The sequence below is a fragment of the Polyangiaceae bacterium genome (genome assembly GCA_016715885.1).
In the GTDB taxonomy this organism is placed as follows: domain Bacteria; phylum Myxococcota_A; class Polyangia; order Polyangiales; family Polyangiaceae; genus Polyangium.
The window spans coordinates 260530-285750 of the sequence record JADJXL010000021.1 but is presented as its reverse complement, the minus strand read 5'-3'; the positions used below and the strand labels follow the sequence as shown (position 1 = coordinate 285750).

The 25221-nt window shown below is 58.9% G+C and carries 19 protein-coding genes; 11 read left to right on the top strand and 8 right to left on the bottom strand.

The features are described from left to right. Positions 1-229: 229 nt before the first annotated feature. Positions 230-2272 (bottom strand): serine/threonine protein kinase, encoded by a 2043-nt coding sequence (locus tag IPM54_32150; protein MBK9264440.1) that lies wholly within the window; start codon positions 2270-2272, stop codon positions 230-232. 230 nt (positions 2273-2502) lie between these two features. Between IPM54_32150 and IPM54_32145 the strand changes: the two genes are divergently transcribed. Both IPM54_32145 and IPM54_32140 read left to right on the top strand, forming a co-directional pair. Beyond that, the gene (locus IPM54_32145) at positions 2503-3654 is read left to right on the top strand and encodes a hypothetical protein (GenBank protein MBK9264439.1); all 1152 of its coding nucleotides are present in this window, start codon (positions 2503-2505) and stop codon (positions 3652-3654) included. Between the two features lie 6 nt (positions 3655-3660). Next, positions 3661-4173 carry an HIT family protein gene (locus IPM54_32140; protein ID MBK9264438.1) on the top strand — a complete coding sequence of 171 codons (513 nt, stop codon included), beginning with the start codon at positions 3661-3663 and terminating at the stop codon, positions 4171-4173. Positions 4174-4221: 48 nt separating this feature from the next. Here the strand turns inward: IPM54_32140 and IPM54_32135 are convergent, their stop codons facing one another. Continuing rightward, positions 4222-5826, bottom strand: a complete 1605-nt coding sequence (locus IPM54_32135; protein ID MBK9264437.1) for a HEAT repeat domain-containing protein — start codon at positions 5824-5826, stop codon at positions 4222-4224. Positions 5827-6014: 188 nt separating this feature from the next. Between IPM54_32135 and IPM54_32130 the strand changes: the two genes are divergently transcribed. After that, positions 6015-6698, top strand: coding sequence for a DUF1801 domain-containing protein (locus tag IPM54_32130; GenBank protein ID MBK9264436.1), 684 nt, complete (start codon positions 6015-6017; stop codon positions 6696-6698). Between the two features lie 43 nt (positions 6699-6741). On the opposite strand, the gene metG is transcribed toward IPM54_32130, so the two are convergent. Both metG and IPM54_32120 read right to left on the bottom strand, forming a co-directional pair. Then, positions 6742-8796 (bottom strand): methionine--tRNA ligase, encoded by a 2055-nt coding sequence (gene metG / locus IPM54_32125; GenBank protein MBK9264435.1) that lies wholly within the window; start codon positions 8794-8796, stop codon positions 6742-6744. Positions 8797-8880: 84 nt separating this feature from the next. After that, complete coding sequence (locus IPM54_32120; GenBank protein ID MBK9264434.1) at positions 8881-10101, bottom strand: DUF1624 domain-containing protein; 1221 nt, start codon at positions 10099-10101, stop codon at positions 8881-8883. Between the two features lie 276 nt (positions 10102-10377). Here IPM54_32120 and IPM54_32115 point away from each other — a divergent pair, with 276 nt between their 5' ends. Further along, positions 10378-10833, top strand: a complete 456-nt coding sequence (locus IPM54_32115; protein MBK9264433.1) for a hypothetical protein — start codon at positions 10378-10380, stop codon at positions 10831-10833. A gap of 372 nt (positions 10834-11205) precedes the next feature. Continuing rightward, the gene (locus IPM54_32110) at positions 11206-11658 is read left to right on the top strand and encodes a hypothetical protein (GenBank protein ID MBK9264432.1); all 453 of its coding nucleotides are present in this window, start codon (positions 11206-11208) and stop codon (positions 11656-11658) included. A 73-nt stretch (positions 11659-11731) separates the two neighbouring features. Here the strand turns inward: IPM54_32110 and IPM54_32105 are convergent, their stop codons facing one another. Together IPM54_32105 and IPM54_32100 are read right to left on the bottom strand one after the other, a co-directional pair. Continuing rightward, positions 11732-14110, bottom strand: a complete 2379-nt coding sequence (locus tag IPM54_32105) for a DUF2169 domain-containing protein (protein ID MBK9264431.1) — start codon at positions 14108-14110, stop codon at positions 11732-11734. Positions 14111-14728: 618 nt separating this feature from the next. Further along, complete coding sequence (locus IPM54_32100; GenBank protein ID MBK9264430.1) at positions 14729-15292, bottom strand: pyridoxamine 5'-phosphate oxidase family protein; 564 nt, start codon at positions 15290-15292, stop codon at positions 14729-14731. 123 nt (positions 15293-15415) lie between these two features. Here IPM54_32100 and tssI point away from each other — a divergent pair, with 123 nt between their 5' ends. Genes tssI through IPM54_32085 form a run of 3 tightly spaced genes read left to right on the top strand, consistent with a single transcriptional unit; the run spans position 15416 to position 20534 of the window. Then, positions 15416-19270: a type VI secretion system tip protein VgrG gene (gene tssI / locus IPM54_32095; protein MBK9264429.1), complete on the top strand. Its 3855-nt coding sequence runs from the start codon at positions 15416-15418 to the stop codon at positions 19268-19270. Between the two features lie 16 nt (positions 19271-19286). After that, on the top strand, positions 19287-19733 hold the full coding sequence (locus IPM54_32090; protein MBK9264428.1) for a DUF1795 domain-containing protein: 447 nt from the start codon (positions 19287-19289) through the stop codon (positions 19731-19733). 9 nt (positions 19734-19742) lie between these two features. Then, complete coding sequence (locus tag IPM54_32085) at positions 19743-20534, top strand: PAAR domain-containing protein (GenBank protein MBK9264427.1); 792 nt, start codon at positions 19743-19745, stop codon at positions 20532-20534. Between the two features lie 140 nt (positions 20535-20674). Here IPM54_32085 and IPM54_32080 read toward each other — a convergent pair whose 3' ends face one another. Both IPM54_32080 and IPM54_32075 read right to left on the bottom strand, forming a co-directional pair. Further along, positions 20675-21004 carry an ATP-dependent Clp protease adaptor ClpS gene (locus IPM54_32080; GenBank protein MBK9264426.1) on the bottom strand — a complete coding sequence of 110 codons (330 nt, stop codon included), beginning with the start codon at positions 21002-21004 and terminating at the stop codon, positions 20675-20677. 33 nt (positions 21005-21037) lie between these two features. Then, complete coding sequence (locus tag IPM54_32075; GenBank protein MBK9264425.1) at positions 21038-22609, bottom strand: thioredoxin family protein; 1572 nt, start codon at positions 22607-22609, stop codon at positions 21038-21040. Between the two features lie 259 nt (positions 22610-22868). Here IPM54_32075 and IPM54_32070 point away from each other — a divergent pair, with 259 nt between their 5' ends. Genes IPM54_32070 through IPM54_32060 form a run of 3 tightly spaced genes read left to right on the top strand, consistent with a single transcriptional unit; the run spans position 22869 to position 25210 of the window. Beyond that, a complete protein-coding gene (locus tag IPM54_32070) occupies positions 22869-23834 on the top strand; it encodes an alpha/beta hydrolase (protein ID MBK9264424.1) in 966 nt (321 codons plus the stop codon). A 12-nt stretch (positions 23835-23846) separates the two neighbouring features. Next, the gene (locus IPM54_32065; protein ID MBK9264423.1) at positions 23847-24191 is read left to right on the top strand and encodes a hypothetical protein; all 345 of its coding nucleotides are present in this window, start codon (positions 23847-23849) and stop codon (positions 24189-24191) included. A 59-nt stretch (positions 24192-24250) separates the two neighbouring features. Continuing rightward, positions 24251-25210, top strand: a complete 960-nt coding sequence (locus IPM54_32060) for a hypothetical protein (protein ID MBK9264422.1) — start codon at positions 24251-24253, stop codon at positions 25208-25210. Positions 25211-25221: the final 11 nt, after the last annotated feature.

Genomic DNA, 25221 nt, shown 5'->3' with positions numbered 1-25221 from the left:
GAAATCGCGGCCGTGATCGGATGTGGTGAAGCATCACGGGTCGAGCGGACTGTGGGTGACGATACACCGATCGAGCTTGAGGAGCCTCGGTCATTGCGCGTTTGCCTTTCGCCAGGGACTGATTCCGTGGCGAGGCAAATCCACCGCATGGACGAAAGATTTTTTGGGGAGGTGTGCGGGCAAGGAATGCGACGATACGTTATCTAAGTGTCACAGGTCTTGTTCGTAATCAACTGCACCCTTTGAGGTCGAAACGTTTGTCGAGTGCATCTTGGGCGGTGAAGTTTTTCGCAACATCGCAGCGTCGATTGTCCAACGATGTTTTCAAGGTAAAGTCGTGTTCTTCACCGGCAATGAGCGATAATTCGCCAAGCGTATCGATGAGGAGCAATCCATACTCTTTGTGCTCGTTTGCACCCTTCCGCAGCGCCGAGGCAATGTCGCGAGCAGCTTGAAAAGAGTCGGTCGCGCGCTTCAAATCGTGCCGACGCTTGTGAATCATTCCAATTTGCAAATGAATTTTTGCACGAATGAATCTGTACAGCAAATCATGTTCCGCCGTCTCGATCAGTGCTTGCATTGCAGAGTCGGCCTTTTTCAAATCGTCAATCGTGCTGTTGGCTTCGGCGCTCAATTTTGACCGTAGCACCAATGCTTCTACGTGCATCGCTTTCCAATAGGGGTCGTTGGTCGAAGCGACTGAGCGGCGTAAATCAATGGCCTTCTCATACGCCCTCATCGCAGCATTGGCGTTGCCGGACAACCATTGGGCTTCGCCAAGCTCGAGACAGCTCGTCGCAAGCATCGACTTTTCATTGTCTGTTTTTACACCTCGATCCTCTAGCACTGCAATCGAATTTTCGAAATCGAAAAGGGCTGCGGAAGTGTCGCCTTTAGCCAAGCGCAGCTTCCCTCGCTTGGAAAGATTCATCGCACGCTCGAGTGACAATTGCGCATCTTTGGGCGCCTTTGCAAGCCCATGGTCAATCCGAATCCTCGCTGCATTCACGTAATTCTCGGCCGCATCCAGTGTTCCATGCAAGCGTTCGAGATCGCTGAGGCGGTGTTCCACCTTGATCATGCACACGAGCGACCCTGCGGCAGCGGTCGACTGCATCAGCTCCCGGTGATACGTAAGTAGCTGTTCCTTGCGAATTGACAATGTATTCGCAATTCGACCATACTCCCAATCTGCATCGATAATGCTATCATTACATGTACTGGTCAGCTGTGTGTCGGTTTTCAACTCCTCAATTGTATTTTGGGGCTGGGTGATCGTTTCAGATTCAAATTGCGTCCGCCACATTAAGCCTAAGATGCCCGCCCCCGCAATCATCACAGCGACAGTGCCCGACCATCGACGCGCAACGTATTTCATGCGTTTCGAGCGCCGTGCATTCGCCTCAGCCTCCCACCCCCGCGCCATCCTAGCCGCACACGCGCGCATCGTCGGACGGTCTTCGGGCTTTTTCGCCAGCATTTCCCCCATCAGCTCGACCAATCCCCGAGGCACCTCCGGCAATAGCTCGCTCAGCACCCCCGGCTCGATGTTGTGCCGCTTGTAGATTTCCTCGAATCCGTCCTCCGATTCGAAAAGCCGTTTGCCCGCGAGCATTTCATACAAGATGAGCCCGAGCGCGTACACGTCGATCTTGTCCGTATTCGCTTTCCCCGGCATCGATTGCTCGGGCGCGGCATACCGAGGCGTTCCAATGAACCCGCGCGTTTTCGGCAGCGTCGTCGCCTGTTCGTCGTCGCCGGTCAGCACGTGGACCTTGGCAATGCCAAAATCGAATATTTTCGGTCGGATTCCAAGGCGCTCCTTTTCGTCCGACACGAGCATTACGTTGCCGGGCTTCAAATCGCGATGAATGACGTCGGCATCATGCACGTCGGCCATCGTCTCCGCGATTTGCCTTGCTATCGTCAGCGCGTCCTCCAATGCAATCGATTCACGCTGATTTCGGATCCACTCCGCGAGCGTTTGGCCGTCGAGCAATTCCATGACCAGGTAAACGACTCCGTCCGCCGTTCTGTCGAAATCAAGCACCTCGACCACGCCGGGATGGTTTTTGAATGCTTGCAGCGCACTTGCTTCGCGCTTGAATCTGCCGACGGCTTCCCTATCCTTTTCGGCGTCCGACGAGAGCACCTTCAGCGCGACCGGCGTTTCCGTCGTCTCGTCGAACGCAGCATACACCTCGCCCATCCCGCCTTCCCCAAGACGGCGGTCGATTCGATATGCGCCAATCTTCGTCCCAGCCTCCAGCATACCCCGACTTCGATGTCCCTATTTCGCGACCGCTTCCCTCGCCAATCGAGTTTTTCGGATGGTGCCCCATGTACGTTGGATCGTCAATCTTTTCCGCATTCGCGACTTCGACGGGCAACCCGTTGCAAGCGCCACCGCTCGCATGAGCATGCTCACAGGCCCACGTGAACGGCTCGACGAGGTGCTCATATGGCATGCTGCTCTTCACCGTCGTCTGGTATCCTCACGTCATGAGCTCACGGCGCCGATCACTTCGCGTTCGAACGACGACCACGACGATCGGCACGAGCGCCCTCATCGCGCTCGGCAGCGTCGGATGCAACCGTTCATCCGCTCCCGCACCTTTTGCATCCACGGACGTATCGATCACGCAGCCCGCCGTATCGCCGGGACAAACCTCGGCCAGTCCGGCCGCATCCGCGGCACCCGATCCAGACGAGGCCTCCGTTGCAAAAGCGCTCGAGCCGTACGTGGTGACCTTGCCGAACATCGCGCGACGAACGCTTTACACGTGGACGACACGTGCACAAATCGAGGCGCTCGAAAAGGATCGCGTGCTGCTCACACGGTCCGAATCACCCGAGCACGGGGCGTCGTTTTACGACCAAGTGCTCGATCAACGTGCCAAGACAAACGATCCGCTGGCCAAGGTGCTCCGCACACAGGCCTTTGCGCGCGCAAGATTCGCTTGGCCCGCGCCTTTCGCGACGCGCCTTGGCATAGGCGGCGAATCGTACGGTGATGAGCTCATTCAAGTGGTCCTCAAGCCCGATGCCTGGTTCGTGATCCTACGAATCAGCTCGAATGACATGCTCGTGGTCGACGCGAACAATCAACCCGTGGCCATGGCAAATGCTCTCGCTCACCCCGAACGCATTGCGGCCGTGTACTTTGTCCAAGACAAACCAGCGACGGGATACCGGCTGTCGATGGCTGGGCCCAATGAACGATTGGCATATCGCGAATACGTGATATGTAATGAATCGATGGTCGCTTCCTATTCCGTGGGAACGAAAGAGATCGCTGCGGAGCTCGAAGCCGAAGCGAACGCCCTGGAACAATATTCGAAACATCTCGAAATGTATCCGATTCGCGATGAGCACTGGCAAAAATGGATGGTGCGCCTTGCGACAAACGTCTGGACCAAACCGCCCAATCTGCGATTTACTTCCCAAGTGTACGAAGCGGCTTTGGCGTTTGCGGATTCCCCGTACTTGCCGTTGACGACGACGCTCGACGCGCTCGTCGACGATTTACGGGAAAGACGCATGTACGACAAACCTTTCACGCACGTTCCGACGGCGACATTTCCGCGCCCTGCAACGCTCGTTCCTTCGCCGCCTCCACGCGTCGTCAAGCCGAAGTGGAATGGGACGTTTTGAATCATCATGCCGTACATCGACAAACCATCCGCGCTGGCCAAAGTCGAGGCTGAAGCGGCATCGTGGACCGCCCGATACGATGGCTGCGCGATGTGCGCAATGGTTGACGGAATGCCTCATGATGTCGAGCGATTGGCCGAATCGCCTGTGGCCATTGCAGTTCTCGATCGATATGCCACGCGACCTGGGCATCTGCTCGTGATTTTGCGCCGGCATGTCGAATCGATTTCTTCGTTGTCATGGGAAGAATACGCCGGTGTTCAGCGTCTCTCGTGGGAAGCAGCTCGAGCGTTGGAAAAGGTTTGCCAACCTCGGCGTATTTTCGTCGCAGCGCTCGGAGCGCCAAAGAAGCGCATCAATTCGTTTCCGCACCATCACGTGCACGTGATTCCTGTGGATTCGGATGGCGAAGATGCGCGTCCTGCGCGCGTGCTCTCGTGGGAGTTTGGCGTGTACGTTTACGACGAAGGTGAAGCTCGCTCGATGGGCGACGCACTACGAGCGGCGTGGCCTAGGTAAACCGCCGATCCATTGGACCAAAGCGGCGTGTCCATCGTCTCTCCACGTTCAACGCTTTCGATTTGCCACAATCTTACGAGCAACCCAGTCGAGAACTTCGTCCCCCACGAGACCTCGCGCGGCGGCGACCGCGTTTTGCAATCGATCAATGCGAGCTTCTTTTGGCGCAGCATACCAATCGATGAACCTTTGCGACCATCGCACGAGTTCGAACTCGACGTCGCGACAAAGGATGCGCTCTGGATGGTGCACGGCTCCAAGCAAGAATTCGAGCGCTTCCCATCGCTCCATTCGCGCCCCCAAACGAATGGCTCGCCTCTTCAGCGACAAGCGCGGCTCGGCCCAATACCAGCCGTTCATAAAAGATGCATCGACGATGTGCATACGCTCTTCCAATTGCTTCGCCGCAGCGCGCACGACGAATTTATGAGGATCACGGAGCGCCGCGACGAGCCAATTCATGTCGTCGCGTCGCCCGAGCTTGCCCACGGTGTACACCGCCGCAGCTCGCACGTTCGGATCATGATGCGAAAGGAGCGGCAATACGCCCGCTTCATCCCCACTTTTTCCTTTTTCACCAATACCGGCCACGATGGCCGCAAGTTCCAGCTCGCCAGATGAGCTCAATGCTCGAAGATAATGCGCTCGCGCATCGAAACCGTGCTTCGCCAAATAATGGCACGCCAAAAAACGCACATCGTGACTGGGATCGACCAAAGATTCGATGAGAATTGCTGGATCCACGGGCGGCAATTTGACCGCCAAGGCAAACACGGCTTCGTATCGGATGATCGCCTGCGAATCCCGCCGCATGAGCTCCACGATGCGCCGTAATTCGTCACCCGAAAGCCTTTTCGTTGCTTCTCGAGCCGCCCAAAGACGATGTGTGTTCATGCGCGAAGTCATCGCCCGCATGAGAATCGGAGCGGGACTATTGGCATCACGCTCCAAGGCGAACCGATACATCCGCCCTCGCAGAACACTACGATTGAATGACAAACCTTGCTCCATGACCGCTCCGAATGCAGCGCTCATGAGTGTCTTGTCGATAGCCTCGCGAATGGATCGATGATCGTCCCGGCCCCAGTGCTCGATACGATCCGTGAGAAGAATGTTTTCCAGCAATTCTTGACACCGACCGAGATCGCCTTCCCGCGCTTCGAGCAATCGTCCCAAAATGGCCAGCCGCGCGGCCGCTCGTACGGGTTTTACCCAATCGTTGATGCGCACGAGCAAAAATGCAAAGGCCAACTTTCCACGGTAAAAAGCAAGCCGCTCGATAGACTTTTGTCGAACGTAGCCGCTCGAATGCATGCTCGCCAAACCCAAAACGCCAACCGATGTGTCCGCGAACGCCTCCAGCGCACGGACGTCACGAGGTTGCAAGTCGCGCCATTTCTGCTGCCAAGGGCTGTCCGGCACATCGAAATGACGGCCTTGACTCGCAAGCCACAAAATGCCGCCTTCGTCCAATCGATCAAGCACGGAGTTGATTTTCTTCGCGGCCCAGCGGGCAACGGACGGATGCGAAGAAATCGTCAGCGGCGCGAGCCCAAGCGCAACCGCAGGATGCTCCTGGCCCTGAAGCTCGGATGCCGCTTGCGCAATTTGCTCTTGCGTGTCGCTTTGGAGGCGCAAATGCAGGGACCGCATCGATGCAACCAACGTGGCAGGCGGGGGGCGCATGTACGTCAATGATACCACGACTCCCGTCCGACGGAAAGTCAAGCAGGAGTACCGAACTCGCGACGTTCGAACGCGCGGAGTCGCCGCAATGGCCCCGCATGGCGTTTTGTTTGCCCCAGGCGTCGAACTTCGTGTAACCATCAGCAACGGAAGAGATGAGTACCCGCACCTGCCCCAACGGTCACGCTTTCACCAAGACGAGCAATTGCCCCACCTGTCCGCAATGCGACGCAGACGAGGCCCAGAAAAGCAGTTGGTCGACCGTGCTCGCCGCACCTGCACGGCGCGCCTTGGAGAATGCAGGCATTACCACGTTGCAGCAACTGGCGCAGCGCACGCAGCAGGAAGTGATGGCTTTGCACGGCATGGGGCCGTCCAGCTTGCCCAAGCTGCTCGCCGCATTGAAGACCAAGGGGCTGTCGTTCAAGGAGTCTGAGCGCAAGGTCCCGAAGACGTCAGCCGGGAAGGGGAACGCCGCCATTTCGGACTACCTGGCAGCCCTTCCAAAGGACCAGCGCGAGGCGCTGCAGAAGCTGAGCACGCAGATCGTGCGTGCTGTGCCAGGGATCGAGGAGCACTTCAGCTACGGCATGCCGGCCTTCAAGTTCCTGGGCCATCCCATGCTCTACATCGGTGCCGCAAAAAACCATTGCGCCCTTTATGGCTCGGTCCCCATTGACTTCAAAGATGCGCTGAAGGACTACACCGTCAGCAAGGGCGCCATCCAGTTCATGCCTGACAAACCGTTGCCTGCTGCGCTGGTGAAGGCCATCGTGAAAGCGAAGTGCGAGGAGATCGAAGTGCGGTGGGGGAGCAAGGATCAGAAGCTCAAAAAATGAGCGCATTCGCCGTTCTGCCCACGCACGATGCGCGAGGATGCCGTCAATGCACGCGCATGCCCGGTTTCGCGCCGCTGTCGGGCGACAGCACGAACGACGAATCCCCGTCGCCTGCCGCCAAGATCATCCCTTCGCTCGTGCCGAACTTCATTTGTCGCGGTTTCAGATTGGCGCACACGATGACGAGCCTTCCAATCAGCGCCTTCGGATCGTAATGCGCCTTGATCCCCGCAAAAACTTTGCGCGTCACGCCCCCACCCAGCGATACCGTCAGCCCCAAGAGCTTCTTTGCTCCGGGGACTTCCTCCGCCGCAATGATACGCGCCACACGCATGTCGATTTTCGTAAAATCTTCAATGGTGCACTCGGGCGCAATGGGTTCCTTCGCGAGCGCATCCCCGGAATCTTCGGCCGGCGCAGCGCCGTCAGTCGTCGCCGTCGTTGCCGCTTCCGATTCCGACGCTGCCCCTGCCCGCCCAGCTTCAATCATCTTTTCCACCGCTTCCATCTCCATCCGCTTCATCAAGTGTTCGTAACGCCCAACCGGAGTCCCCACGAGTGGCGCTTTCGCAAGCTCCCATCGGTCCATGGGACAATTCAAGAGGACCCCGGATGCAGCCGCGAGGTTCGGCAAGACGGGCTGCAGGTAAAGCACGATTTGTCGATACAGATTGAGCGCCACCGTGCACGCCGCTTGGACTTCGGCTTCTTTGCCAGGCTGCTTCGCGAGCGCCCAAGGAGCCGCACGATCGACGTATTCATTGGCGCGGTCGGCGAGCCCAACGATCAACCGAATGGCCCGCGAAAAATCGAACGACGCGTACGCCTCGGCAATTTCGTTTCCAGCCTTCGCCGCTGCCGCGAATAGTCCTCCATCGTCGGGATATTCCGCGGACAAACCCGTTTTCGCAACGAATCGCGACGAACGGCTCGCCAAATTCACGATTTTATTGACGAGCTCGGAATTGACCTTTTGGACGAATTCCTCGAGGTTCAGGTCGAAATCTTCCACGCGCGACCCGAGCTTGCTCGCATAATAATACCGCAAGTACGACGCATCCAGGTGGTCGAGGTACGTACGTGCGAGGATGAACGTCCCTTTGCTCTTGGACATTTTTTCGCCATTGACCGTGAGAAACCCGTGCACTTGCACCCTCGTGGGCAGCGAATACCCCGCGCTTTTGAGCATGGCGGGCCAAAAGAGCGTATGGAAGTAAATGATGTCCTTGCCAATGACGTGCACGATCTCCGTCTCGTCACTGCGCCACCACTTGTCGAAACTCTCGCCATGCACCGCGCACCATTCGCGCGTCGTGCCAATGTATCCAATGGGAGCGTCGAACCAAACGTACCAGTAATGCCCGGGCGCGTCGGGAATCTCGAAACCGAAATAAGGCGCCGGACGAGACACGTCCCAATCGCGAAGAGGCTCGGCAAGGAAATGGCCCGCAAGATAATTCGCCACCTCCTTGGGCACTCGCCCCTCCGATTGCACCCACTCGGTCAAAAACGGTCGATCAGGCTCGATCGAAACGAAAAGATGCGCGGCGCTGCGCACTTCGGGCCTTGCCCCCGACAATGTGCTCTTGGGGTCCACGAGGTCCGTCGCCGCATACGTCGACCCGCACTTGTCACAACTGTCGCCGTACTGGTCGGGTGCAGCACATTTGGGGCAGTTTCCCTTGACAAACCGATCGGCCAAGAAGGTGCCGGCGACGGGGTCGAAGAGTTGCGTGACGTCTCGTTCGACGATGCGCCCGGCGGCTCGAAGCGCCTTCCAAATTTCGTGACACACGTCGCGCGTGGCATCCGAGTTGGTGCTGCCATAGTGGTCGAACTGGATGTTGAATGCGTCGAAGTCACGCTGATGCGCGATGCTCATGTCGCGGATGACGTCGATTTCGCTGCGGCCTTCCTTGCGCGCGCGAATCATGATCGACGTGCCGTGTGTGTCGTCGGCGCAGATGTAGATCACGCGGCGCCCCGTCATCCGCTGGTAACGAACGAAGATGTCCGTCATCGTGTACTCGAGCACGTGACCGAGGTGGAGATGGCCGTTGGCGTAGGGCAGAGCGCTGGTGACGAGGAGAGGCTTCATGGTCGCGGCGCAATGTGCACCAAAAAGCGCCTCGATGCCAAGGCTCTTGTGCACGTCCGTTCGTGTGTCCGCGGCGTTGCGACGTCAAAAGTAACTCAGCCACCACAGATCGCGACGGCGTCGTTTGAGATCGGCGAACCAACGGCAGAGGGGATAGAGCAAGAGCACGACCACGGCAGTGCTTGCGAAGACGACGGGCAAACCAAAGGTCATTTCAGCGGGCATGCCGAACGTGCCGCGGCTCTTCATGACTTTTTCGATGCCGTACGTGCCGATGAACAATGCACCTGCGAGCACGTGAATGAAGTACAAGTGCAAGATGTAATAAAAAAGCGGCGCACGTCCGAAGACGAGAAAAACACGCTTGCCGACATGGTTGCGTCCTTCCATGAGGCCCAGCGTGAGCAGCGCGGGGCCGAGCGTCATGAGCAAGAACGCAAGGGACGGCGGATATTTCGTGCAATTGAGGAGCGACAGGGCGCTGTGGATGGGGTTATCGTAACGAACCCAGGGCGCAGGATCACCGTAGACGTCGAGTGCGCGTACCAAGAAAAACCCTAGCGTGCATGCGGCGCCGAGCTGCAGAAAGCGGCGCCGTCGCAATTCGGAATCGACGTGGGCGAGAGCGCCGAGCGCATACCCGGCAGCCATCACGCCAATCCACGGCACGAGCGGGTACACCACGAAGACGGAATGGCCTGGGACGATTTGCAGGGGTTTCGAGACGTGCAAAAGGGTAAACAATGCGCCCCACGATCCCAATTGATCCGGGGAAATACCATCGAGCAGGTTATGGGTGGCGATCATGGCGAGACCGATTCCACCGACGACGCGCACGGGCAGGTGCACGAGCGCCGCGAGCGCGATCATGCTCACGCCAATGGCCCAGATCACTTGGAGAGCGGTGAAGGCATACGAAATGTTGAATTGCCAGCCGAATCGAACCACGGTGATCTCGAGGAATACGAGCCATAGGCCTCGCGTGAGCAAAAATCGCGATAGTTCTTTCGGGGATTTTCCTTTCGCAGATTGAAAAAACGCGGCGGTCCCGGCGAGCAATACGAAAACGGGAGCGCAGAAGTGAGTCATCCATCGAGTCAAAAAGAGCGGCGCCCCCGTCTTGACGACATCGATCCCGCGAAATGGCACCGACTGCCCAATGAAATCGCGCACGTGGTCGACGGCCATGAGGATCATGACGAGGCCCCGCAGGGCATCCACGGAATCCACTCGCGCTGCGCTCGCCGACGTTACGCCGTGAGTATCCGCTGTCGCAACGCTCTGTCGTAGCTGCTCGGTCGTCATCCGGGACGAACTACCGCAATTGGAAACGGGATACCAGCGAAATTCTCGACACACCCAAACGGGCATTCAGCGATGGGGGTGCAACCGAGCGCTTCCGTCCACGACACCGCAGATTCTTGCATTTGCCGGGCAGAACAAAATCGAACGTCGAGGTCGCTTTACGAAGGGCCGCCCGGGCCGAAGAGTTCGCGCGTGGCCAGACAAGCTCTGCAGCGGCGGAACCGCCGCGATGCAGAATTTGAATGGTCCGGTCCGAAAGGAAATGAGGAGGCCAAAATGACCCATTTCTCGAAACTCACCGCGTTGTTCGCCATTTCCGTTGCGGCTTCGGTTTCCGCCACGGGTTGTTATGCCCAAGCCGAGGATCCGACCGAGGAAAACGACGTCGCTAGCGTTGATGAAGGCGCTGCCGACGAAGCCCTCGCCGTGACCGACGCCGAGGCCAATTTGGGTGACGAAGCCACTGGCGAAGACGAATCTGCGTTGTCGTCGTGGGGTCGCCGTGGCTATTACGGTGGCTATCGGCGCCACCTCTACCGTGGATATCCCTACGGTGGGTTCTATCGCGGCCACTATCCGCGCTTCTACGGCGGGTACTACCCCTATTATGGCCGCCGATTCTACGGCGGGTGCGGGTACCGCGGTTGGGGCGGCTACGGCGGCTACGGCGGCTATTGTGGCTACGGTGGCTACGGTGGCTACGGTGGCTACGGTGGCCTCTGGGGCTGGTGATCATCCATCAGCGATAGATAATCGCCCATCGATTCGAACGATGGATCTCTACGGAGATCCATCGTTCGACTCATTTTGTGCTCAATGGGTGACAACGACCCGCTCCAATGCGAGCAAGCGCATGCGGGAAATCAATAAAATTATTTATTACGGGAAATGAACGGCAACAATTCGGCCGCAATCGAGCCATTTCCGTCCAAGACGCCGCGGATTCTCGCATTTGCCATCTTGGACAAAATCGACCGTCGGGGTCGCTTTACGAACGGCCGTCCGGGCCAAAGAGTTTTCGTACGGTCAGACAAGCTTTGCAGCGGACGAAACGCCGTATTGCAGAATTTGGATGGTCCGGTCCGAAAGGAATGGAGGCCCAATATGACTCACTTCTCGAAATTCACAGCGCTTCTGGCCATCTCCGTCGCGGCGTCGCTCTCCGCTACGGGTTGTTATGCCGAAGTCGAAGATCCGACCGAGGAAAACGACGTCGCGAGCGCCGACGAAAGCGCCGTTGCCGAAGAGTCCTTCGCCGCAATCGCCGCCAATTCGGAAACCGATGAATTCACGGACGCCGAGGGCTATGCGTTGGAGACCTGGGGTCGTGGTGGGCGCCGCGGTGGCCATCACGGGCGCTACTACGGCCACCGTAACTACTACGGTGGGTACTATGGTGGGTACCATGGGTATCGCGGGCACCACGGTTATCGCGGCTACGGACACCACGACAGGTACCGTCATGGCTGGGGCCACGGCCGCAGATACGGCCACCATTACCGCGGACACCGCGGCGGTTACGGTCATTGGAACAATTGGAATGATCGGTGGGATTGATCGTCCACCCGCGGTAGATCATCGATTCGGACGATGGGTCTCTACGGAGGCCCGTCGTCCGAATCGATTCGCTTCACCGCCATCCTTCGATGGCAACGACGCGCCCGAGCGCGAGCAAACGCAATGCGTGGGGGTGTGATTCGTATTGATCCTGCTGCGCATGAGCTTCTGCCAAGAGCCGAACTTTCATCCGTAAGACGAGGGGCAACATCTTCGCAAGCGATGCGGGCAGATACGTCGGAATCGCGGTATTTTCGCCGGCAGGCACGCACAATGCCCGGATCTGTTCGTCTCCAAAAACGGAACGTTTTTGATATTTTCGTTGCTCGAGAAGCACCCGTTCGATATGCGCATCGAGCTGCGTGATCGTCGCGGCCCGTTTGGTTTGTCGGAGCGCCTCTCGAAGCTCGCTCACGACGGCTTCGATATTCGACGGCGCCTGAAGGATGGGGGTCTTCATCACCTCGCGCGCCGTGCCCAATGCTTCTTCGAGTTTCTTGTTTTCGGGCGTCACGAGCGGTGAAATGGCAGCAATCATCGCAGCCAGATGTTCGGCTTCGTCGAACGGAAAACGAATTTCACCCGCAATGGCCACGACGGGCGGAGTAAAACGACCCGTCTCACTGACCGCATCGAGCATCGACCGCGCCAAACCCCGGCCATCCGTCGATTGCGCACGCGTGAGCACACCGAAAACATCATGACGATCCCGCGATGCGTTCGGATCGTCCACTGGTAAATCGTGTTTCGGATCGACCGGCTCGAATTCGAGCTCGTCCACGATGGCAGGAAATGCCGCTCGAATTCGTGGGACGCTTGCAGGATCGAACCACAACAAATCCACGACGTCCACGCTCGCCCTTCGTGGCGCACGCACGGGAGCATGCGCGCGTGGCTCTTCGACGGGAGCGGGAGACGCCACGATGGGCGCCGCTACGGGCGTATGCGTCGGCGCCATGGCGCCTGCTGCCGCCGCGCCTGCAGCCCAGGGACTGGTTTCGCGTGGAGGTGCAGGTGCTGCCGGGGGCGTATCGACTGGGGTTTGTCGTGGCAATTCAACGGACGCTGCCGTCACCGGAGCAGCCGTTACTTTGGGTGGAACGGGCGCTTGTCGCGTCACCAGCGGAGGGGGGCTCGCCGCTGGCGCTACGGGCGCCGCTGCAATGGGAGAAGGCGCAACCGCAGGCGCGGCAGGCGTTGGTTGAACGGGCGCAGGCGCAGCGGGGCCAGCGGGCCGCGCAACGCGACCAGCCAACCAATGCGGCACATTTGCACTCTCGATGTGCGCCAATTCATCGAACGAGAGCACGGCGGTTTCAACGGAATCCTCCTCGAAAACATTCCGTCCTCGAGGCACTTCGGCGGGCCGCGAAGGCGCCGCAGATGCAGCGCGCGGGGTTGCAGTCGGCGCCTGCGCCACGGGGGACTTCGACGACGCCGACTTCGACGCGGACTTCGACGCTGCGTACGCGTGAGCCAATCGCTGCACGTCTTCCCATCCGAGTTTCTGTCGCGGCGGCGGCATGACGATGAGCACGCGGCCCCGTTCGTCCCGGCTAGCCAGCGACAATTGCCCGCGCCACGTCACCGTGCAGATGGCTCGGTCCGTGTCGAACCAAAGACCATCTCCAACGAGCGTCAACTCTTGCGGCCCGCGAGGACGCTCGACGAATGCATGCGGTTTGACGCCGGGCAAGCGCCCCGCGAGCCGCACATGCTCGGGATGCATGTTTTCCAAGACGAACTCGTGCTCGGGAGCGATTTCCACGAGGCGTTGATCCGCAGGCGACACGTTGAAATATTCGACTTCGATGTCGTCGGGCAGCGGGCGTGTGAACCAATCGGTATGGGAGAAACTGCCACGGTGACGACGAAGCCGACTTTCTCGCTGAGGCCACCCTGCAGCGATGGGGGCAAACCCAACGGGCGATCCATCATCTTGGAGCGTGCCAACTCGACGCGCTGGGTGCAGGTTCGGCAGGGGCCCTGGTTGAATCACGAGCCCCACGGGGTTTGGCGTTCCGGGTCCCCCTTGGGCACGTTCGTATCGCAGGGGCATTTGCGTAAAGGGCGGGCCATCGGTGATTTGCGCTTCCCCCGACCACGCCCTGTCCGCATGAACCTCGATGGCTTTGTCGATCGTGCCGATGACCATTCGCGCGAGCACGGATCGACAAGGTTGACGGTGAGGCGCGTAGGCGCTGCCGACGAGCGTGACATCGGCGCCTTTTTTGAAAGGCTGCATGTCGCTTGGCGCGTACACGCTACGACGCACGTCGTCGTCCCAATGGTTGTCGCTCTCGTTGATGGGTTCCTGTCCCGCCGAAAGCCGCAGCTCACCCGGAACGAGATCAAACGTTGCTTTACAAACGACCGTGAGCATCCACTCGCGGTTTTGCCGCTGCCACGGAAGACCGGCCGCATAGAGCGGTCCAAGCGAAAGAACCTCCATCGAGGTGCATGCTACCACCAGGCTACGCGGGCCGTGTCAATTGGTTTGATCGAGGCTTCAACCCGATCCCGGGGGGTATGGGGGGCAGAGCAGTCGGCCCGTGTTTTGGCCTTTGGCCAAAACACTTATAGGGCCGCCTGCGAGCCCCCCATCGTGACTGGCCTCGCGCAGCGCGCGTCCCACGCGCGCGGAGCGAGCGTTCAAGCACTGGCCCGGCCTCAATCCGATCCCATCATCAAAAAAGAACAAGGTGCCAGCGCGCGGCACGAGGGAGAGCGCCCCGGCCGCGCGCCGGCACCGTGCCCTTACTACCGGCCCTCCTCGGCGATGCTTGGGCAAGCACGAGCGGCATCGTGAAACGCCCGCGAAGGTTTGTCAAGCGCTCCTTGGAAAAACTGTTGCGTTCGCTGAACCACCTTGCTGCACACTGCAATGTGCGGCACGGCCGAACCTGCTTACCTTCGACATGCGCCGTACCCTGCGACACGCACTTCCCGCATCGCCAACATCATCACGTTCGATCGTCGGTCACCCAGTGCGAGTCTTGCCTAGCAGCTCCGATGCGTTCACGCGCACGGGTTCGTCCTTCTCGTACACCGTCTTCGCTCGTCATCGGCATCATGCTGGCGGGCGCGGGGCAGATTGCGCGTGACCAATCTCGATGTAGCCGTGTTTGGTAGGAAAAACCGGCGTGTGAAGCACCGCTCCCCGAAGACGCTCGAACAAATTCGAGAACCTCCCCGCATTCAGATCCCAATACTCCAGCCGCTCCACCTCGACGCGCAAGAGCACGATGTCGTGCGTGTCGATCCCCTGTGGAAACCATTCGTACAGCCTGGGCGACCATATCTCTTCCATCTTTTCGCGCTCGCGGATCACCTCAGCGGTGCCCGCAACCGCGACATACCGGTCATTTTCGGGGTCGGCGTAATTCACGTTGATTTTATGGTTTTGCCCAATCTCCTGCACTTTGCCCGTGTTGGCATAGGTGAAAAACCACAACGATCCATCTCTGGATATCTCGCACGTCGCCATCGGACGGCTGTGAAGCGAGCCGTCTTCAGCGCAGGTCGTCATCATGGCTACGCGGATGCTCCGCACGAGCTGCCTCAGCTTACGTATCTCCGATGAGCCATTGCCGTTGGTCGCCATGATCCGTTCTTCCTCCCAGTTGGTGTCCATGGAGCCCGAACTCGTCGTCGCCACGGGTATTCGTAGCTCCGCGCGACTGCTCGTCACGGCATCGGCACCAATCGGTTCCCCCTTCCCGAAAGAATCACCTTCGAGTATCGTGACATCCCCGCCATGGATAACCTCGAACTTCGCTTCGCCGCCCCCGATATCAACCTGTCGGTCCGCAGCTTCTCCGTCGTCGAGGAAATGTCGACTCCGTTCGACATCTCCATCGTCGCTCGCTCGGCAGACGAAGACATCGATCTCGACGCAATCGTCGGTCATGGCGCAGGCTTCAAAGTCGCAAGCTCCCTCGCCTGGAGCGGTATCGTTCAGTTCGCCGAACAAGTCGACGTCGAACCCGACGGTTTGTCCACGTACTTCGTGCGCATCGTCCCCGCGCTGACGCGTACGTCGCTCCGCAAAAACAACCGCATTTTCCAGCATCTGTCGGTCCCCGACATCGCCAAGAAATTGCTCGCCGATTGGGAAATCGAACCCGTCCTCGAGCTCGATGCAGCCGCCTTCCCAAAACTCGACTACCGAGTGCAGTACGGCGAGACCGACTTTGCATTTCTGTCGCGTCTGCTCGAAGAAGCCGGCATCAACTACCACTTCCGCGCGCCCGAAGCAGGCAGCGAAGCACCCAGCCAACTCGTCCTCGTCGCCGATCCTGGCGTGCGCGATTCACGAGGATCGCTGCTCTACATCAACAACCTCGAACACGCCAAAGGCGTCGATGCGATCACGGGCGTCAAGATCTCGCATCAAGTTCGTCCGGGCCGCGTCACGCTGCGCGACCACGACTTCCGCCGCCGCCCCGATTTTCAGCTCATCGCAGACGCCAAATGCTCGCTCGATTCCGAATCTCGCTACGAAAGCTACGCGTACGCTCCCGGCGCATTCGTGATCGATCCGGGCCGCCACGACGAACGTGAAGGAAAAACACTCGCCACCCGAAGACTCGACGCCGCACGTCAAGGCCGTCGCAAAGTCCTCTTTCAAACGACCGCATTGTCACTTGCGCCGGGTGAAATTTTCGGCATCGACGCGCATCCTCGCGCCGACCTCGGCCCGGACAAACGCTTGCTCATGATCCAGCGCACGCTGGAAGGCACGAGCGAAGGAGAATGGGTGAGCACGGGTATGGCCGTCTTTGCCGACGATCCGTACCGTCCGTCGCTCGTGACCCCGAAACCTCGCATGGGCGGCCTGCAAAGCGCCGTGGTCGTCGGTCCTGCGGGCGAAGAAATTCACGTCGACGAACACGGCCGCGTCCGCGTGCAATTCCATTGGGATCGCGAAGGCAAGTACACCGACGAAAGCTCGTGCTGGATGCGCGTGAGCCAAGCTTGGGCCGGCCGAGGCTTCGGCATGGCGTCTCTTCCGCGCATCGGCCAAGAAGTGCTCGTGGACTTCCTCGAAGGTGACCCGGACCAACCCATCATCGTCGGACGCCTCTTCAACGGCACGTCCCCGCATCCGTACAAATTGCCCGACCACAAGACAAAAACGTCCTGGAAGAGCGATTCTTCGCCAGGTTCGGGCGGCTTCAACGAAATCACGTTCGAAGACGCCAAAGGACGCGAAAAGGTCATCGTTCACGCGCAAAAAGACCGCGACGAAGTCATTCGAGAAAACCAATCGACGCAAATCGGCAAAGACCTCGACGTCCAAGTCGGGGCCAATGAAAAACACAAAATCGGTGCCGATCAAACGTGGCACATCGTCGGTTCACGCACGACACGCGTCGAAAAGAACGACATTCTCGTCGTCGGCGGCGATTGCCACATTCAGCTCGGCGAAACCGGTGCGTCCCTCTCGAATGGTCGCGTCGTCTTGTCGACCGGAAAAGCATCCCTCACGCTCGCTGACGGCGATATTTTCCTCGACGCGAGCGGCAGCATCAAAGTCAGCTCGGGAGGACTCGCATCCTTGGCCGGCAAGGAAGTGCATATCGATGGAGCTCCCAACGTCCTGCTCAATACGGCGGGCGGCGGAGCCCCGCTTCCGATGACGCTCGGAACGCTGGAGGTTGCTTTGGCCGACCTTCAAATTCCCGACGCGATCAAGTCGGTGGCGAAATCGCTGAAAGCGCCCATTTTCGATGAAATCCCCGGCGGCTTCGACGAAGAGGCCATCGAAGGAGCGCTCAAGAAGCTGCTCGAAATTCCGCCGAAATCGATTGCCGATGCGCCGGGCTATTTGCTCATGCCCGAATCGATCAACGAACAGATTCAATCGCAAATCGACAAGATCCTCGAAACGCCCACGATGCTCGTGTCGAACATCCTCGATCGCGTGGCGCTCGAACAACAAAAGCTCGCGGATCGTATCGAGCAATTGCGTGCTCGCGCCGGAGAAATCGTGGGCGACGTGCAAGAAAAAATCCGCGGCGCCGTGGAAGATCTTCGCGCTCGGGCCGAAGCTGCGAAACAAATGGCCATTGCGAAGTTCGAGGAAGTCAAGGCGCGTCTCGAAGCGGCCAAAGCGCAAGTGCAAGCCAAGATTCAAGAATTGCGCGGGAAGCTCGAAGAAGCCAAAGCGCGCGCAGAAGCGCTCGTCGAAGAATTCAAGGGCAAACTCGAAGCTGCCAAAGCTGCCGTCATGGGCAAGGTGAACGAAGTCAAAGAGCGCTTCGAAGAAGCCAAAGCCCGCGTGCAAGCCAAGATTGACGAAATCAAGGGACGCATCGAAGCGGTCAAGGAACAGGCCAAAGCGAAGATCGACGAAATCAAAGGGCGCATTAGCGAGCTCAAGGAACAGGCCAAAGCCAAGGTTCAAGAGATCAAAGAACGCGTTTTGGCCATGAAGGACCAGGCCGTCGAGAAGTTCCAGGAAATGAAGAAGCAGGCCACCGATATCATCGAAATGGCCAAGTCCCAGGTGGAAGCGGCGAAAGCGCGCGTGGAAGAGCTGAAGGGGCAGATCGAAGGCGCCAAAGAGCAAGTCAAGCAGAAGGTTGCCGAGTGGAAGGGCAAAGTCGAGGAATGGAAGGCGGCCGCGAAAGCCCAAGTCGAAGAGGTGAAGGCGCAGGCCAAAGCCGTGGTCGACGAAGTCAAGGGCACGATTGAAAGCGCCAAAGAGACGGTCAAGCAAACGATTGCGGATGCAAAGGAAGTCGTCGCAGACGTCAAAGCCCTTCCGAAGGAATTCGCAAACGAGGCGAAAGCAGCTTGGAACGAAGCCAAGACCGAAGCGAAGGACGCTTGGAATCAGACGAAGCAAGAAGCGAAGCAAACGTGGCAAGAAGCCAAGGACACGTGGAAGCAGGCCAAGGACGAGGCCAAAGCGACGTGGGATCAAACGAAGGACGAAGCGAAAGCTGCATTCAATGAGGCAAAAGCGGACGCCAAGCAGACGATCGAAGACTTGAAGGGCGAAGCGAAAAAGGCGGCGGAGGATGCGAAGAGCGCTGCCAAAGACATCAAGGGCGACGCCAAAGAAGCCTGGAACGACATCAAGGACGAGGCGGAAGATTTTTGGGGCGACCTCAAAGACATCGGCAAAGGCGGCTCGAACGATGCCGCGCAAGCATCCGCGAACGAAGCCGAAAGCGGCGCGGAGGCTGCAAAACAGGCGCTTCAAAACATTTTTGGTCAAAATGGCGTGCCAAACGGGGCGCAGGCCATATCGGGGCCGAATGTGGGCATTCCGGGCGCACCGGATTCGGGTTCCATGGGGCAAATGTTATCGCGCGCGGGAGGTTTTACCGGGGACGACGTGGCGCAAGCGCTCAATCAAAGCTCAGGCGGCGCGACGATCTTCCAAAGCCCGAGCGAAGGGCAGATGTTCATCCTGAAAACCCAGAATGCATCGCCGCTCTCCGCAGGCGAACTGAATGCGCACCTCGTCGAAGCCCAAATGAATGGGTTTTCCTCGGGCGATGCATTCGTCCACACGCTGTCGCAAAAAGGTTATGCCGTGTACGAGCGTCCGTGGGGAGAGCTCGGTGAGGCATTCGTGAAGCGGTCTGCCGTGATTTGAAAGTCGAGCGAGAAAAATGGCACGTTACGAAAGCCGCGACGTTACCTTCGATGTGCCGCGTCATTGGGACGACCGGACGCTCGTTGCATTTGCTGCTCCGGCCAAACCGGGACAAGGCACGGCGCCGAACGTGGTGATGACGCGGGATACGCTGGGACCGGAAGAAACCATTCAATCGTACGCGGACAAACAGCTTGCCGAATTGTCCAAGCGGCTCGAAGGGTTCGAGCTCGACGAACGAAAGGAAACGACGTTCGGCGGACAGCCTGGAGTCGAATTACGTTTTTCCTGGCAAGGCTCCGCGGGCAAACTCGAACAGCGTTTGGCGATGGCCGCCGGGCGGAGGCGCACGGTATTTTGTTTCAATGCCACGATGGCCAAAGCCGATGCGGATCAAATGAATCCGCTTTTCGATCGTATCATGTCCACCATTCGTTTCCCTCGTCCCGGGGAATCCACTTGAGGAGCTTTTATGGGTTCTAGCGCGCTGGCGGCAAAAGTTGGGTCTCGATTGGCGCATGCCGCGCTTCCCATGGTCATGCCGAGCGCTGCAATGGTTGCGTCGGCTCTGGGCGCGCATGTCGTAGGCCCGGCGGGTCTTGGCGGGGCCGGTGCTGCGGCCGTGGGAGCCGGCTTTGGAGCGGCTCCTGGCATATCCATGATTTCGCTCATGGATATGATTCCCATCATCACGACGGGCGCCATTGCCACGGGAGCATTCGACGTGATGCTCGGACCGGGACAATTCGCGGTATTTGCGCCGTCGCTCCCTCAACCGTGCGCGCCGCATTTGGCGCAACCCATTGCAATGGGCAGTCCGACGGTGAGCGTTCACGGCATGCAGCTCGTGCGCGTTGGCGACAAGACGACATGCGGCGCTTTCGTGTGTGATGGCGTGAAAACGGTCGTGATTGGCGGCCCAGGGGCGCCTCCGGCTCCTGTATCGATGGCTGACGTTGCCGGAGCGCTCGGTGGTGTTGCGCTGGGAGCGTTGCTCGAAAAAACGGGCGCCGTGCAAGCGGTCAACGAGTTTGGCGCGGCACTATTGGAAACGTCGGACAAGGTGATTGCAAAGGTGGACGAGGTTCTGGACAAGGGCCTCGATGCAATGGACAAAACGCTGGATACGGCGGCGGGCGCTGTGGACAAGGTAGCTGGCACGGCAGGCGCGGTGCTTGGCAAAGTTGGGGAAATGGTGGGCGCGGTCGGCGGAGCGGTCGAGGCGATTTTGGGTGGAGCCGGGCTGACGGGCAAGAATAGATAACTTGTAGAAGGGAGGCCGGTGAATTTTTTCGGCGCTCGTGGTGGGTCCCACTGTTTGAGCCCGCGAAGCGGGCGAGTTTGGGGGAACCGCGAGTGCCGAAAAAATCACCCGGCTCCCGCGGTCACACATCTGATCAGGCGTCACTCTTCCGGTTCAGCGGTCAGCCGTAGCGGCATTCCGTGCTGTCTGGCATAATCGTGCACGGCATCGACCTTCGATTCGGCGATGTCTTTCGTGTACACGCCCGCGACACCTCGGCCGGTGTTGTGTACCGCCATCATGAAGGACAAGGCCGACGTTTCGCCCATGTGGAAAAAACGTTCGAGCACATCCACAACAAACCACTTCGTCGTGTAGTGATCGTTGTGGAATACGACTTGGTACCGCTTTGCTTTGGCAACCTTGCGCTCGCGTTTGATCGCTACGTCGCCATCGGCGTCATCGTGTCTTCGATTCGGATCGCTTCCCATGTGGCTGCTCTCGTCAATGTTTGAATGCTCGCCTCATTCGAAATGCTTTTGGCACGCGGCCTTGGCAGATGGCCCGAGTTTCTCGCATGCGGCCTTGTGCCGAGCAAGCAATTCCTTGACATCGTCCCCTTGCAAAGAATCGAGGGTTTTTCTGATTTGCGTAGCGCGCAGACGGTTTCTTCCCACAAACCCATCGTCGATCGACGTGGCAAGCGCGTAAAACTCGTCCGCCAGGGCCAACACGTAACGACGTTCCTCTGGATTGTTCGGTTTTGCGTTCAATTGAACGTCGTGCGTTATCCATTGTAGCCTTGTCGCCCTCCCGGTCGCACTTTCTCGTGCTTTGCGCGTCCACGTGCGCGCTTCGTCCATGTGCCCGAGCGCTTGTTCTTGCGCCGCAAGGCTGCTGTAATAATAGAATGGCGTGTTGGAACGCTCCGCCTCGGCCAAGAGCATGGTTTTCGCTCGATCGGCATGACCCACCCGACGAAGCATGTAGGCCGCAGTGGAAACGACGGCATGTCGTTCGGCCTGCGTTTTTGCCTCCGCGTCGGCTCGTTCGACCGCAGCAACGATGGTGGTGCGTGTCGCTTCCGATATGGGTTTGTCCGGATTGGCTTGCAGCTCGAAATCGAGCATGGGAAGAAATGTGGAAAGACGATTGTCCACCGAAGCTTCCTTTCTTGCACGAATCCACGCTGCCGCTTCGAGCCACCTTGCTTTCCACCCCGCCGTCGATGATGACGGGTTTTTCCCTTCGATCCATTCTGCAACGTCGCTCGCGCGATTGTTCACGAACGCGCGGGCCGCCCACGCCGTCTCTTCGCTCGCAAGAATGAGGTCCAGGCGCGTTTGCACGTTCGCCGCGACTTGCTTCACGATGACAGATACGTTTGCGTCGTTTCGGTGGATGGACGCCAATCCAACGAGCGTAGAAGCCAAAAGCGCCCGCTCGCGCATGAGTTTGGCCGGACAAGCATCCACGGCTGAACGCAATGACGTCATGACCTTTGACAGAGGCCATTGATCTTCGGGGAAAAGCTCCCAAGCCGTATGCGCAAGCACGTTACAATCATCGGCCGTGGGGGTTTTCGATTCCAAACGCCCCATCGCAGCCCGAAAACTTTGGCCCTTGCTGCGCACGGAACCAAGTGCCCGTTCGACTTCACCTGCATCGAGACTCCCGCCGAGGCGCAATAGCTCTTGTTTGTCCGGATCGAGGATCACGATGGTGGGATAAGCCGAAATGGCAAATGTTTCGGCCAAGCGCTGCGCATCGACGGTGTCCCCATCGAGGTATACCGGGACGAACCCGCGCACCATTTCTGCAAAAATGGGCTTGTTGAAAACCTGCGCCTTCAGTTCATTACATGGCGGGCACCAAGCCGCACCCCAATAAAGAAATACGAGCGATCCGTCGGTTCGTGCACGGGCAAACGCCTGATCGACGCTACCGTCGAACCACGGCGGCGAAGCGTGATGCCCCGCGACCGCCGCAGCCGACGCCGGCGCAGCGGGCGCAGACTGACTCGGCATGGATTGCGCCGCAGGAGCCGGCGGTGCATCGCGCTTGCATGCGGGCACGAGCGCCACGGCACTCATCATGGAGCATCGCCACAGCAGCCTTGTCACCGTTTGCATCACGTGTGCCTCGACGATCGAGCCTACCGCGGCTCGACGTACGCGTCCATCTTCACTTCACGTAGCCACTCGGCTCGATGTCCGATACGCTGCACGCATGCGACTGTCTCGTCTCGCTCGCGCACGCGCACGCATCATGCGCGCTCTCGGCCCGCGTTTGGTGCGTTCCCCTTTGCTTCGCTCACGTCTCATCGGATGGCGCGCGCGCCCCATCGAAGGCAACGTGTGCGACGAATCCCTCGCCGTGCTCATGGGCATAGGTGACCTCATCGGAGCAACGGACATTGCAGGCGGCTCTCCGGAACAGGGACGCTTGACGATGGCGGAATCGCAGTTGATGATCGAAGACGACGCCTGCCCCGACGTGCATGTGCAAGACTTGGTGCTCGAGCAGGGCGGAGCACGCGTGCCCGCTCGGAAGTACGTACCTCGAGGTTTGTCCAAACCTTCGCCAGGCATCGTGTACTATCATGGTGGCGGGTTTGTCTTGGGCGACCTCGATACGCACGACCGCCACTGTCAACACCTTGCGCGCGATGCATCCGCGCGTGTGATCGCCGTCGATTACAGGCTCGCGCCAGAAAACCCCTTCCCTGCAGCCGTCGATGACGCCACGCTTGCGTTTCGCTGCGTTGCGCGTCGAGCAAACGACTTCGACATGGATCCAACTCGGCTCGCCGTGATGGGTGACAGCGCGGGAGGCAATCTCGCGGCCGTCGTGGCGCGGAAAACGCGAAACGATACGCAAAGGCCAGCGCTACAAGTGCTCGTCTATCCCGCGGTCGACGGCTCGTGCGCAATGAAGTCCCATAAAACCTTCGGTCAAGGCTGGCTCTTGACGACAGAAAGCATGGAATGGTTTTACCACCATTACGTTGGAGATGATCCGGCGGCGCGGCGTCAAGTCGACGTATCACCTCTATTTGCAGACGATTTTGGAGGTTTGCCCCCGGCGCTCGTGTACACCGCTGGATTCGATCCGCTTCGTGACGAAGGCATGGCGTATGCCGAACGGCTCGAGAAATCGGGAATTACCGTGCGCCAGCATTGTTTTGGCTCGCTGACGCACGGTTTTGCTGCTATGGGTGGATTGTGCGCGGCGGCGCGCGAAGCGGCGCAGCACATCTCACGAGACGTAGGTCGAGCATTGCGGGAAGGACTTTCGGCGCGTACGGAAAACGCTGCGTAAATTGAGGAGTCCTTGGCGGGCATTCAATATCTCGATACACTTTTTTCGGCAATCCGCGATACGGCAGAGCGGCTTTCGACTGCCGATGCATGGATGTCGCGGGCGGAGCGAGCCGCCGAATCGACTTGGCGCATGTCCTTTTTGCAGGCTGCGCGTGATGCACAAAGCTCCGCTCGCTCGAGGCTCGATGAAGCATTTGCGCAGCTTTCGGCCTTGGGACCTGCGGATCGACTTCCAAGCCTATTGGCAGATCTGCCCGAGCGGCTCGAGCAACTACGCGGGCGCCTGGAAGCGTCCGAAGCACGTTTGACGGCGGTGACGAACACGGTATTGCAGAAGCCCTACGGCATGGCGTAATTTTCTTTGGTGCACGATCGGTCCATGGTACTGCGTCGAAACATGGGTGCCTCATCATGATGGTTCAGGAAAAACGGTATTCTTGGTTGAAGTTGCTGTTCAGATACCGCGGCACGGCCCTCGAACGCATGCGAGGCCGGCTGATCTTCACGACGCTTTTGGCTGTCGTCATCACGGTCATCGATTTGAACGTGCACTATTTTCATCCTGACCTGACGACGATTCCATTTACACTGATGGGTTTGGCGCTTGGTATCTTCCTTGGTTTTCGGAACAATACGAGTTACGACCGATTTTGGGAAGGCCGCAAGTTGTGGGGAAGTCTCGTCAATACGACCCGCAGCGTCACTCGGCAGATTTTGACGATCGTGGGAGCGTCGTCGCCGACCGAGCCTGCCAAGCCCGGTGCTGATGCCGAGGAAATAAGTGCGTATCAGCGAGAAATGGTGCATCGGGTGATTGCTTATGTGCACGCGTTGAAACACCACTTGCGCGATCAAGATCGGGTCGAAGACCTCGCGCCGTTCATTGCGAAGGAAGAAATCGAGGCACTACGTCGCGAAGTCAATCGTCCGATCGCCATTTTGCAGCGACTTGGCGACCGATTCCGGGACGCTTATCGGCAGGGCTGGGTCCATCCCATGCATTTGCCCATTCTCGAAAAAAGCCTCGTTTCGCTCACGGACATTCAGGGCGGCTGCGAGCGGATCAAGAGCACGCCGATTCCGCTGTCGTACACGTCGCTGATTCACCAAATCGTCGCGATCTATTGCATTGCTTTGCCCTTCGGCATCGTGAAGACCGTCGGAGCATTCACGCCGGTGGTCGTCGGGATCGTTGCGTATGCGTTTTATGGTCTCGATGCGATTGGTGACGAAATCGAGAATCCCTTTGGCACGGATCCGAACGATCTGCCATTGTCTTCGTTGTCGACGATGATCGAGGTGAATTTGCGGCAGCGCCTGGGCGAAACGAACCTGCCCCCCCTGCGCAAACCGAAAAGCGGGATTTTGAAGTGATCACGTCTTGA

What these genes read in the sequence shown, in the direction of transcription:
- IPM54_32150 (MBK9264440.1), bottom strand. Translation starts at nt 2,272, where the DNA reads ATGCTGGAGGCTGGGACGAAGATTGGCGCATATCGAATCGACCGCCGT.
- IPM54_32145 (MBK9264439.1), top strand. Translation starts at nt 2,503, where the DNA reads ATGAGCTCACGGCGCCGATCACTTCGCGTTCGAACGACGACCACGACG.
- IPM54_32140 (MBK9264438.1), top strand. Translation starts at nt 3,661, where the DNA reads ATGCCGTACATCGACAAACCATCCGCGCTGGCCAAAGTCGAGGCTGAA.
- IPM54_32135 (MBK9264437.1), bottom strand. Translation starts at nt 5,826, where the DNA reads ATGCGGTCCCTGCATTTGCGCCTCCAAAGCGACACGCAAGAGCAAATT.
- IPM54_32130 (MBK9264436.1), top strand. Translation starts at nt 6,015, where the DNA reads ATGAGTACCCGCACCTGCCCCAACGGTCACGCTTTCACCAAGACGAGC.
- metG (MBK9264435.1), bottom strand. Translation starts at nt 8,796, where the DNA reads ATGAAGCCTCTCCTCGTCACCAGCGCTCTGCCCTACGCCAACGGCCAT.
- IPM54_32120 (MBK9264434.1), bottom strand. Translation starts at nt 10,101, where the DNA reads ATGACGACCGAGCAGCTACGACAGAGCGTTGCGACAGCGGATACTCAC.
- IPM54_32115 (MBK9264433.1), top strand. Translation starts at nt 10,378, where the DNA reads ATGACCCATTTCTCGAAACTCACCGCGTTGTTCGCCATTTCCGTTGCG.
- IPM54_32110 (MBK9264432.1), top strand. Translation starts at nt 11,206, where the DNA reads ATGACTCACTTCTCGAAATTCACAGCGCTTCTGGCCATCTCCGTCGCG.
- IPM54_32105 (MBK9264431.1), bottom strand. Translation starts at nt 14,110, where the DNA reads ATGGAGGTTCTTTCGCTTGGACCGCTCTATGCGGCCGGTCTTCCGTGG.
- IPM54_32100 (MBK9264430.1), bottom strand. Translation starts at nt 15,292, where the DNA reads ATGGACACCAACTGGGAGGAAGAACGGATCATGGCGACCAACGGCAAT.
- tssI (MBK9264429.1), top strand. Translation starts at nt 15,416, where the DNA reads ATGGATAACCTCGAACTTCGCTTCGCCGCCCCCGATATCAACCTGTCG.
- IPM54_32090 (MBK9264428.1), top strand. Translation starts at nt 19,287, where the DNA reads ATGGCACGTTACGAAAGCCGCGACGTTACCTTCGATGTGCCGCGTCAT.
- IPM54_32085 (MBK9264427.1), top strand. Translation starts at nt 19,743, where the DNA reads ATGGGTTCTAGCGCGCTGGCGGCAAAAGTTGGGTCTCGATTGGCGCAT.
- IPM54_32080 (MBK9264426.1), bottom strand. Translation starts at nt 21,004, where the DNA reads ATGGGAAGCGATCCGAATCGAAGACACGATGACGCCGATGGCGACGTA.
- IPM54_32075 (MBK9264425.1), bottom strand. Translation starts at nt 22,609, where the DNA reads ATGATGAGTGCCGTGGCGCTCGTGCCCGCATGCAAGCGCGATGCACCG.
- IPM54_32060 (MBK9264422.1), top strand. Translation starts at nt 24,251, where the DNA reads ATGGTTCAGGAAAAACGGTATTCTTGGTTGAAGTTGCTGTTCAGATAC.